The following is an 11266-nucleotide window of genomic DNA, read 5'->3' as shown; positions in this document are numbered from 1 at the left end:
AGGATAATTTATGATAATGATTGCATGAATTTCCGGATCAGTATAGCGCAGATATTGCGATAATGTGATATTCGATAAAGTATTGTAAGAGCATGGAATTCAAGAGCCTTACACCATACGGTGAAGCTCTGAAGCTTGCATCAGGATTATCCATACATGGAAGATCTGAGTATATACCTGCTGCGGAGTCGTCAGGGCTATATTGCGCCGAGGACGTGACGAGTCCGCATGATTTTCCGGAGATTGACAGGAGCGCTGTTGACGGAATAGCTCTTAGGTTTGAGGACAGCCTGAGCGCATCAAGATCGAATCCTGTGACCCTTACAGTGATTGGGCAGGTCAGAATAGGCGATGATCCAGAATTCAGCATCGATCGAGGCGAATGTGCCGTTGTATTTACAGGATCTCCAATACCAACTGGTGCAAATGCGGTTGTGATGATGGAGGATGCATTTATTGATGGAAAGATAGCCTCAATCTATAAGCAGGTCAAGAAATTTCAGAATATATCCAGATCAGGAGAGGATCTGAGGGCAGGCGACATCATCGTTCGAAGTGGCCAGAGGATAATGCCTTGGCACATTCCTGCATTCATAGAGACGGGTGTAGAGAAGGTGCATGTTTTCAGATCTGAACTTGGCATATTATCAACGGGAACAGAGCTTGTTGAAGGTGTTGTGAAGAATTCCAGCGCGCCCATGCTTAAGGCTCTTGCATCAAATCTTGGTCTGCGATCCGTTTTTTATGGAAATGTTGCCGATGAGAAGGGGGAAATCCTTAGTAAAATAAATGAGATGAAGTCGGACATAATTATAATCACTGGTGGGTCCGGTCCAAGCTCACAGGATCTGGTGCATGACATCATCGAGGAAAATGGAAAGATAGTATTTCATGGTGTTAGGATGAAACCCGGGCGAACAACAGGTCTTGGGATCATAAACGGGAAACCGATCTTCATGATCTCAGGGCTTCCTGTGGCCGCACTAATAGCCTTTGAAAATATAATAGAACCGGCCATTAGATCCTGGTTCGGTATGGGATCGAAAGTTCGTCGCACTAAGAAAGGATTTCTGACAAGATCCATATTTAACAACGAAAATATGAGGATGTTCGTAAGGGTAAGAATGTTTGAGGAGGATGGAAAGATGATGATAGATCCGATGCGTACGACAGGTTCAGGAGTTATAAATTCTGTGATATCTGCAGATGGATATCTCGTAATCGAAGAGAACAGCGAAGGCTATCCTGAGGGTGCTGAGGTGGAGATCATTGAGATAGGTGATTGCCTATGAAGGTTTTTCACAGACTGGTTTCTGCGTACGATGCAAGGACGATAATTGCTGAGGAGATGAAGAATATAGTGCGTACCACCAATATTCCAATTGAAGAAGCGGAAGGGCGTGTTGTTGCCGAGGATATTTTCTCTCAATATGATGTGCCTCCATTCGACAGATCCGAGGTTGATGGTTTCGCCGTAGATCATTCCGATGTTGAAGAGGCGAGGGAAGACAGACCGGTTACGCTTAAGATAGCTGGAAGTGTATCCCCAGGCGAGTCAAGCATAACGGGCGTTGAAAAGGGTACAGCGGTGTACATAGCAACTGGAGCAATCATGCCAAAGGGGGCAGATGCGGTCGTTATGGTTGAGGATACAAGACAGAGAGGGGATCAAGTCGATATCTATCGTTCAGTCTACCCTGGAGAAAACGTTGCGTTCGCCGGTACAGACATATCTTTAGGTGAGATCATAGCCACATCCAGAACGGTTATGATGCCGGAGAGACTTGCTACACTGGCCGCTTCAGGAGTCTCTGACGTGACGGTTTTTGATCGGATCCGAATAGGGGTATTCTCCACGGGAAACGAGATAGTTAAGCCTGGAACAGATTTGAAAATGGGTCAGATATTCGACGTCAACGGTCATTACTTCCAGGCCAAACTCAATGCGACTGGACTGGCTGATACCGTCTTTCTTGGCTACGTGGGAGACAGGGAGGAAGAAATGATCAGCATCATAAAAGATAACCTTGAATACTTTGATATTCTAATGGCGTCAGGATCCACATCAGCCGGTTTCTATGATATGCTCTATAGAGTCATAGAGAGTGTTGGAGGAACGATATTGTTCCATGGGATCAACATGAGACCGGGCAAGCCGACATTCTTTGGAAAGATAAAAGATAAGCTGTTCATAGGTATGCCAGGATTTCCTCTGTCCTCTGCCATTATACTTAACTATATAGTGATACCGGCCATGCGTTCTGTCGTTTTCGGAGGTGTTGAAGGTCCAAGGAAAGTGAAGGTACCAATAAAGATAACGCCGGAACATATGCAAGAAACAGTATATCCGGTCATAATAACCAGAAATGGCACAGCCTTCCCCATAATGGGCAATTCAGGCTCCATAAGCAGATTGAGGTTCGCAGATGGGTTGATCTCCATCCCTGGTGATGTAAAGTATGTTGATGCAGGCGAAACCGTAGATTATTATGCTCTGGAAGAGCGGGCAGCATCAATAATATCCATCGGGAGTAGTGACCCACTTTTGGATATAGTCGTCCTGGGTACCGACAGGAATGCGAAGATAGTGAACATGGGTTCATGGGGTGGTATAAATGCCATGAGGATAGGTGTAGCTGACGTGTCCGGGATACACATACTTAGGGGTGGAACCTACAACATTCCCGTGATAGACGAGGATCTGAATAAAAGATCAGTTCTTATAAGGGGCTTTGACAGAAATAGGGGTTTTCTGTCAAGGACAGGTATAGGTTCATTCGATGAGATAATAAGAAACGGCCTAACATTTGTTAACAGAAACAAGGGATCAGGTACCAGGGATCTTATAGAGGAGATGATAGGCAATGACGATAGAATAAGAACATCAATGCGTGGATACCTCTGGGAATCCCCCTCTGAGGCTGGTGTGGCGCAGGCCATTGCGCAGGGCAGAGCTGATGCCGGAATAGGCCTTGAGTTCTATGCGATAAAGCTGGGCCTTCAGTACAAGCATATAAAGAAGGAAAATTACGATATCCTTGTTTCAATAGATTTCTATGAGTCGGAGACCGGCCGAAGCTTCATTAAGGAACTTAAGGCTTTGAAGGGTAGAGAATCACAGTATCCAGGATATGAAATACCAAGCGATATTGGCGAGGTGATCCTGTGATTTATCTCCCAACCCAAAGCGTATGAATCTCACTGCTTCCAGAGGTTCCCGGATTTAGTGTAAAGGGGCGCGTTCAGCGTCCCTTATAGATCATCGATCTGCTCCGAAGCCGCTTCTTATAATAATTTTCCATGCTGTGCTCAGATATATCGGATTCCGGCACTGTAATGGTTTTTCGCTATTCTCTGTTATGGAAATGCTGGTACTAGGCCTTTTGAGAGGAATCAGAATTCATTTTGGAAACATATAAGTCTCTAAAACGCTGGATGGTCTGAACCCAAATGTTTTCAAGGCCTTAGAAGTATCCATGGAGTAATTGCCTAGGTCTTCACCGGAATCCTTGATCTTGCAGTTCAGCCCAGAGGCACTGCATATCCATTGGGCAAAATCATACTCGGTGGCGATGTCCGATGCAACGTTATACACGCCGGTTACATTGCGTTCTATAGATTCCAGTACAAATGTTGACAGATCGGTGTTTCTTATGAAATTTCTCACCGTCCTCCTGGATAGAACTATATCCATCCCGGATCTTGCGAGATTGAGTATGTTTGTGTACAGATTTATGGAGCAAAGGCCTATTATATAACCTGTACGGAATATTATATCGCTGTATATATCAAGCATCTCTTCAGATCGAGCAAACATTCTACCTTCATCGGTGACTGGGTCTATATCCCAGAATTCTGGTTTCGGAATATTTGATGGTCTGTAGACAAGATCAGAGGATATGAGCACGATTTTTTTAGCCTTTATATGTTTCTTCACCAAATCGATCGCAACAAGGGCCATTTCAGGCCTCTGATTCGTTATCACCGTTGCATCGTAATGAAATTTCCTGTAATTTTCAAGAGATCTCGTTAGTACCATCGGGTCGTTGCCTAGAATAGCGTCGACCTGATATCCCATTTCCAGTGCGGATTTCACAAGATTGAATCCGGAGACAGAATTCCCATCAGTTATCAGTATCCTTTCCGTAGCATGATCATTACAACATCATATGTTAGCTTTGCCAGTTTTGCGCCTATGTATCGTTGATTGACATAGATAGATAATTGGCCATCTCCTTGTATGTTCTTATGAGAGTAACCTCAGTTATACCGGTCTTTTTAACTATATACCTCTGGACAAGGTGTTTGGATAATCTTTCAGAGGCCAGATATATCGCGGATATTGCTATAGTTGACGGTGCCTTTCGCATTATCTTCATTTCTCCTGAAACCTTCTGTATCACACTTATAGCCTCATTTCTGACGTCATTATCCACATTCAGAACATCAGCATATCTCTCTACGAAGTCCATTGGCCTGGCCGATATATTGGATGTCTTCATGTTCTTCATTATTGCACCTTCCGTCCTCCAAATGCGAGACGCATCGGTGTGCATGCTCTTCGCTATGTATTTCAAGGTCATCGGATTTGACTGCCTTCTAGAGGCTATCAGAATGCATGCTGCAAGAACTGAAAGGCATCCTCTTCCGCGCGAAATTCCTCTGGAAACGCTATCTAAGTACAGCTTGAGTGCATCTATGATCACGTTATCCGGCAGCTCCGCTAACATGCCTGATCTCTTGAGATATGGGGCAATTCTGTTCAAATTTTCTTCTCTGGATATATTTTCTGGAATCCTCAATCCCCTATATCGCTTTAGTCTCCCCAAAAAACTCGATACAAGTTCATCTTTATCTATTTCCGGTTCAAGTCTTTCCACATATGTAAATTGAAACATTCATATTTAAACATAATGTAATTATTTGACATATTAGGTTTACCTGTCATTGGGATCAAAATAATTCCAAGAGGTGAAACATCATCCACCTGACACATGAGGCATGATCGCGATCACATCACCGTCCATTATTGTCTCATCAAGATCAGCATATCTAAAATTGCGTGCCACGAATATTCCTCTGCCGGAGAAGACATTTGGATATCTATTTCTCAGAATTTCCACCAGATCCGATATTCGCGAACCAGGATCTATTTGGACGCTATCATGATCCTTTCCGATCGCCTCTCTATAATATGCGAAATATTTAACTATAACATTCGTCTCTCACCACCTCAGTTCCTATCGGTCATTTCGAAAAGAACTTGCTGCGCCCTTCTTACGCCTTCGCCGATCTTCACGCGTTCACCGCAATACGATGCAGATCTTTCGATCACCGATAAGGCTGTCAGCGCATCAAAATCATTGATATAACCCATATGCCCAACTCTGAAGTATTTCCCTATGAGTTTTGGATGAACTCCGGTGGCAAATTCCACGCCGAGCTCCATCGATCTCTTCACGATATCATCCGCATGGTCTGACAGCACGGCAGTGACAGTATTGCTCCATAGTTGCCTGTCAGCCAGCACCCTGAGGCCGGCTGCTTCTATTCCCTCATTAAGCGCCATGGTTAGCCTCCGATGTTCCTCTATCCTTGCATCGAGACCCATGGCATCTATGTCCGAAAACACCTTGCTCAGCGAGAGTATCACGCCCACAGGCTCGGTAGACAAGTATCCATTTTTACCCTCAAGATATCTTTCCATTGGCGCGATCCAGTTCTTCAGATTGAAGAAATAGCTAAATTCATTAATACTATCCAGTGCGGAACGCGAAACAACCATAAGGGCTGCACCGGGTGGAGCTCCAAGGGCTTTCTGACTGGCACTTATGACGGCTGTTATGCCGAGTTTCTTGACATCCTCCTTCTCAGCACCTAGGCTTGCAACCCCATCCACGATGATCCTCTCCACATATCTCCTTGCCACCGGTACAATCTTTTCAAGATCCATTCGTACGCCGGTGCTGGTTTCCACATGGGTCATTATCAGATTTTGGTATTTTCCAGTCTCAAGCTTTTTCTCCATATCATCAACAGTAACAGCTTTTCCCGGTTCGGCAGAAAGTACATCAAGATCAAGCCCATGCGATGACATGATCGGTATCCATCGGTCACCGAACACGCCGTTGGTCAGGAGGAGAGTCCTTGTTCCTTTAGGTAGTATTGAAGACACCGTCTCCATCGCCACCGTGCCACTACCGGGCAATATGAAAGGCAAATATGCATCATCAGCTCCCGCTACTCTTAGTAGGCCTTCCAGTGAGTATTTCATTGCTTCCAGAAATTCGGGAGACGCAAAACCTATATTTTCACCGATACCGGCCATCTGCACCCTGTAACTTGTAAATGACGGCCCAACATGCATCAATTTTCTTTGCATGATTTCATATCAATGTCTGCATAATAACTGTATCGATATCATGATCGCAAAGTTTTATAGTGTACTGAATAAAAGGTAATCTACTCCTCAGCTGGATCTTCGGATCTTCTTTCATCGATACCATTCACGTATAATACCATCTGGTTATCGCTGGGGATACAAAAACATTGGAAACGCAATTTATACATCCATTGAGGGGAATCCATTTATCTATTGTCCGAAGAAAGAGTTTTACTGCTTCCTCCAAACCTCTAACCTTACAATAAATTATTCTCTATATATTTCTGGCAAAATTCCGTTCCATTTTATCCTGTACCCTATTCTCTCTAGATATGAGATCGGTACGCCGCGACTATATAGAAGATCCATTATTGCATCGATATTGGGATAGAGGGCGTCTATCTCATCTTTTAGGGGGTCTATTTCCGCCGGAAAGGCCTTTGAGGCATAGGAAATGAGTGAATCCCAGTCCACCTTGTTCCTGAAACAGGGTATATTCTGGAATTTCTTGCAATCCCCAACAACTGCAGTGATCCATCTGATGCCTGCGGATCTGATAACATCATCTCTTTTCCTTATTGCCTCAGGACTCATGTGATACACCACATCCAGGTATACTGGCTTTCCATTAACTTCGATGATACGTGTTGGGAAAAATACCCTAGTCCCAACAACCACAGGATCAGGAAATTTATCTGTTTCCTCCATCCTCATCTCCGGCAGATAATATTTGATGGAGCTATCTATGCTTATGCTTGAGATCCTATCCTTAATCGCAATCTCGGCACTCAGAGTCCAATCCTCAAACGCTGTAAGTCTTTCAACAGCCCTGGCTATGGACGATCCATATCTGTCCATGTTGTTGAATATTGAGTTTGGTCCATCAATGCGAACGCTCTGTAAAGGATTTCCTCTGGCTTCGAACACAAGTCCTAGGCCCTTTATCATGGAGATGAAACGATACCAATCTTTAACGCCAGATACCTCTAAGTACCGCGCCCTGTACATCAACGTTGTCAGCTGTTCGAGATTGAAGCGCCTGTTCAAGTCTAATGCGCTAAGCGATGAGCACTCTTCTAAGACGTTCTCTGAATCCATATCCCCATAGATGGCGTCCTCTATATCCTCAGGTGAAACTGAGAAGTGCTTCGCAGTAAGTTTTATCCTTTCATATCTCTCCTCGGGAGTGACTGCAGGACCAAGCTGAAAGAGGAAATCTCTGACATCCTTGCTGCTTACCTTTGATCTGCTTTTGAAAATTGATGTGCGCTCCATGATCAGCGCCAGACCTCTAACTATCTTTGGATTTCTGACGCCGTACTCTATATTGGTGATGCCCTTCATTATCTCCTTCTTGGTCATGCCGATGGACGACCTATAGAGGTCTATAACTTTCTGAGCTAACTCCACATTATCAGGATTTAGCATCATCGGCTTCAGAGAGCCGTCCTGAGCTTTACGTACCACCATCAATTCTGCCGGGAACACCCTTCCTCCTCCTTCTTGATACTCCGTATTCTGATGTCTCTGCCGTTACAAGTTCATAAAGTATTGCCTTTTTTCCATCAGATGGCCTGAGTATCCTACCAAGTCGTTGCCTGAACTGCCGCATGCTGCCAGATCCGCTCACAACTATGGCAACTGATGCGTCCGGAAAGTCAACGCCCTCATCCAAGACTCTGGATGTGGCTATTGCGGTTATCTTGCCTTCCCTGAACATGGCAGGTATCTTCTCCCTTTCATCCTTATCTGTTAGATACGTTATGGCCGGTATCAGAAACTCCTTTGATATGGTGTATGCAGTCTCCGTATCTTCAGCAAATACGAGTATTTTCTCTCCGCGATGTTTTGACATTAGGGTTCTCAGCATCTCCATCTTTCCCTGTGAATTGAACGCTATCTCTCTTGATCTTCTCCATGCGATCAGGGCTTCACGTCCCTCTGGAGTCCATGAACTTCTTATAAACTTCTCGAAATCCCATGGGCCGCGCATCGTCATCCTGTGCTTTCTCAGATAAGATACGAAGATATCGTGATATCTCTGATACTCGGCGTATTCATCTTCGCTCAGCTCTATGGGTATTCTGGCTATTGTGTAATCCGCCAGATACTCATCGATTTCCTCATATCCAAGTTCAAATATCTTTCCGCCCATAACCTGTTCAAGAACATTCTGCAGGCCGTCTGTTCGCTCATATGTCGCTGTGAGGCCCATTCTAAATGGCGCCGTGTAGATCTGCGGTATCATCCTGAGTTTCTCAGAGGCAAGGTGATGAACCTCATCCGCGATCAGCAGGGAAAATCTATTCCCGTATTTCTCAGCCATTAGGTAGGCCGAGTCATACGTAGATATTGTAATATCACGCTCATCATGTTCTCCACCGCCTATTTGCCCGGGCTCAATGCCGAAGGTTTCAGATACCCTTCGCTTCCACTGTATCATCAGATCGATCGTCGGCACTAGGATGAGAGTTTTTTCGGATATCGCCTGTATGGCAGCCATTCCTATGTGCGTCTTTCCGGCTGCCGTTGGAAGCACAATGGTACCTCTCATTCCATATTTTTTCCATTCTTCAAGTGCCTGTGATTGGTACGGTCTCAGTGAAATTTTGCCATTCAGCTCTATGCGCTTTCTCTCCATGACGTGATCCTCAAATTTAACTCCGCTTTCCCTTAGAAAGGTGATGATTCTCGGATAGTTAACGCCGAGTGATCTGTAGCATGATATTCTTTTATCGTAGGTAGCGAGATCCTCGGGTATGCGTCCATCAAAATCCTTGATCAATATGGATCCTCCAGAATAGCTGAGAACAGGCACATCTCACTATATGTAGACGCATAATAAACATTTCTCAGAATACATACTACACATTAACTATTCTGATATGCGTGACCTATGTTCAGTCAACATATTGCGGGAATGTGTACATTGCATGCTGTGATCATAATAGTTTTCAATCCAATGCGCATGCGGTATCATATTGACCAGATTTGAAGGCGGTGCATTGAGCATATGAAGGATAAAAGTCAGTCTGATCTGGAATCCATAATCTCAAGATGCGTGAGAGACAAAAATTACAGAGAGAATATTAATCGCAGGATAGATGAGGTAATTGATCTTTTAGATGCTGGCCACAGCGTGCAATATTCCTCCATTCTTGAACTGGCCAGATCCAGAATACGTGTTAGAAAGAAGTACACACTCTGGAATAGACTATTTCTGGATGAATACTCAGCAAGATATTCCACGCCAGAAATGATCGGCAAATATCGATCTGGCAGAATACGCGGCTCTGTCATAGATATAGGATCAGGGTCAGGTATGCAGTGTATTATGTTCGGATTGAAGGATGAATGTCTTGGCATAGAAAGAGAGAGACTGAGATATCTCTCGTCCATAATAAACGCAGATGTTTACGGTTCAAAGAGTAGGTTTAGAAACGTTGATTTTTACTCAATAACCGATGTTTCAGCAGACGTTGTATTTTCGGATCCTCTCAGGATGAACACTCATGATCTGAGAAAGCTGGTACCCTCACCGTACGACATAATGGACCGTATCAGATCAGATTCATACGTTTTCGATGTTCCCCCTCACACTGATCTGCAGACCATCACATTTGAGGGTGAGAAGGAATACATATCTGTGGATGGTGTCCTTTCAAGATTGACAGTCTACACAGGAAACCTCATGGATTCGGAGTTTTCTGCCCATATAATGCCGGCAGGCATTCATATAACCGGATCGCCTTACACAGGTAGCTTTGCCAGTCCACACGTGTACGATTACATATACGTTGTGGATCCGGCCGTTGCGGCTGCTGGTTTGATGTGGGAATTCTCCGATATGGCGCTTGTTTCGAGGGACGATAGGCGCACCGTACTATCTTCAGAATCCTTTAGAAAAGATTTTCCCGGCATGGTATTTTCCGTTATAGGTATATATGAATGGCCAGATCTGGAAAAGAAGATAGCAGAGATCAAACCAAGGAAGGTTTACCTCAGATATGGAATATCGAGCGAAGACTATTACGGAACAACCGCGAAGCTGGAATATCCGGGAGGATCAGGAGATCTTTATATATTCAAGTTTTCGGATAGATATGTGCTGGCAAATAAAATATTTGATATTAATTATAATTTGAAAGCCAATTTATAATCATGCAAAACAATGTTTTTATAAAGGCAAGAAATTACTTTCGACGCAAAGATGATCGAACTCTATTCTGATGCGAGACTACCCACTGAATTTGGCCTTTTTCGCATATACACATTTGTCAATGATGAAAACAAGGATCACGCCGTTATAGTAAGAGGGGATCCGAGAGGTAAGGAGGATGTTCCCGTCAGGATTCACTCAGAATGTCTGACGGGGGATGTTCTTGGGTCTCTCAGATGCGACTGCAGAGATCAGCTGATACAGTCTCTTCGATACCTTGGAAGGCAGGATTATGGTATGCTCATCTATCTGAGACAGGAGGGGAGGGGCATTGGGCTTCTGAATAAGATAAAGGCCTACAGCCTTCAGGACAAAGGAGCTGATACGGTGGAAGCTAACCTGAAACTGGGCCTTCCTGTTGATAGCAGAGATTATTCATTTGCCTCAGAGGTTATTAAGTTCTTCGAAATAAAATCGATCTATATAATGACAAATAACCCAGAAAAGATGAAGGCATTGATTGAAAGTGGCATAAACGTTAAGGGCAGAATACCGATCTTCAGCGATCCAACACCATACGACAAATTCTATCTTGAAACCAAGAAGATAAAATTGGGCCATGAGATTGAAAATATATAATAATAGTATGAGAATATGAAGCACGATCCTATGATCTGCAGAACATGTTGATAACATCAATAATATTCATTACCAGGCCAGCATTT

The 11266-nt window shown here is 44.0% G+C and carries 10 protein-coding genes; 4 read left to right on the top strand and 6 right to left on the bottom strand.

Annotation, left to right across the window (positions count from 1 at the left end; genetic code table 11):
- Nucleotides 1-92 precede the first annotated feature (92 nt).
- Both DMB44_RS06155 and DMB44_RS06150 read left to right on the top strand, forming a co-directional pair.
- Nucleotides 93-1292, top strand: a complete 1200-nt coding sequence (locus DMB44_RS06155) for a molybdopterin molybdotransferase MoeA (protein ID WP_110641855.1) — start codon at nt 93-95, stop codon at nt 1290-1292.
- Complete coding sequence (locus DMB44_RS06150) at nt 1289-3169, top strand: molybdopterin biosynthesis protein (protein WP_110641853.1); 1881 nt, start codon at nt 1289-1291, stop codon at nt 3167-3169. Before DMB44_RS06155 ends, DMB44_RS06150 begins: the two co-directional genes overlap by 4 nt.
- Before the next feature lie 231 nt (nt 3170-3400).
- Here the strand turns inward: DMB44_RS06150 and DMB44_RS06145 are convergent, their stop codons facing one another.
- The 6 genes from DMB44_RS06145 to DMB44_RS06120 all read right to left on the bottom strand — a co-directional run bounded on the left by DMB44_RS06145 (nt 3401) and on the right by DMB44_RS06120 (nt 9200).
- Nucleotides 3401-4096, bottom strand: a complete 696-nt coding sequence (locus DMB44_RS06145) for an NAD(P)-dependent oxidoreductase (RefSeq protein WP_153280178.1) — start codon at nt 4094-4096, stop codon at nt 3401-3403.
- 97 nt (nt 4097-4193) lie between these two features.
- Nucleotides 4194-4880, bottom strand: coding sequence for a transcription initiation factor IIB family protein (locus DMB44_RS06140; RefSeq protein ID WP_110641975.1), 687 nt, complete (start codon nt 4878-4880; stop codon nt 4194-4196).
- Nucleotides 4881-4979: 99 nt separating this feature from the next.
- A complete protein-coding gene (locus DMB44_RS06135) occupies nt 4980-5213 on the bottom strand; it encodes a MoaD/ThiS family protein (RefSeq protein ID WP_110641849.1) in 234 nt (77 codons plus the stop codon).
- A gap of 20 nt (nt 5214-5233) precedes the next feature.
- Entirely contained in the window at nt 5234-6382 is a 1149-nt protein-coding gene (locus DMB44_RS06130) for an aminotransferase class V-fold PLP-dependent enzyme (protein ID WP_110641847.1), read from the bottom strand.
- Nucleotides 6383-6649: 267 nt separating this feature from the next.
- Entirely contained in the window at nt 6650-7852 is a 1203-nt protein-coding gene (locus DMB44_RS06125; RefSeq protein WP_110641845.1) for a DUF790 family protein, read from the bottom strand.
- Complete coding sequence (locus DMB44_RS06120) at nt 7839-9200, bottom strand: DEAD/DEAH box helicase (protein WP_110641843.1); 1362 nt, start codon at nt 9198-9200, stop codon at nt 7839-7841. Before DMB44_RS06120 ends, DMB44_RS06125 begins: the two co-directional genes overlap by 14 nt.
- 195 nt (nt 9201-9395) lie before the next feature.
- Between DMB44_RS06120 and DMB44_RS06115 the strand changes: the two genes are divergently transcribed.
- Nucleotides 9396-10541, top strand: a complete 1146-nt coding sequence (locus tag DMB44_RS06115; protein WP_110641841.1) for an SAM-dependent methyltransferase — start codon at nt 9396-9398, stop codon at nt 10539-10541.
- A 51-nt stretch (nt 10542-10592) separates the two neighbouring features.
- Nucleotides 10593-11180, top strand: coding sequence for a GTP cyclohydrolase II (gene ribA, locus DMB44_RS06110; protein WP_110641839.1), 588 nt, complete (start codon nt 10593-10595; stop codon nt 11178-11180).
- Nucleotides 11181-11266 lie beyond the last annotated feature (86 nt).

It is taken from the genome of Thermoplasma sp. Kam2015, from assembly GCF_003205235.1.
In the GTDB taxonomy this organism is placed as follows: Archaea; Thermoplasmatota; Thermoplasmata; order Thermoplasmatales; family Thermoplasmataceae; genus Thermoplasma.
This window is presented reverse-complemented; position numbering and strand designations above follow the sequence as displayed.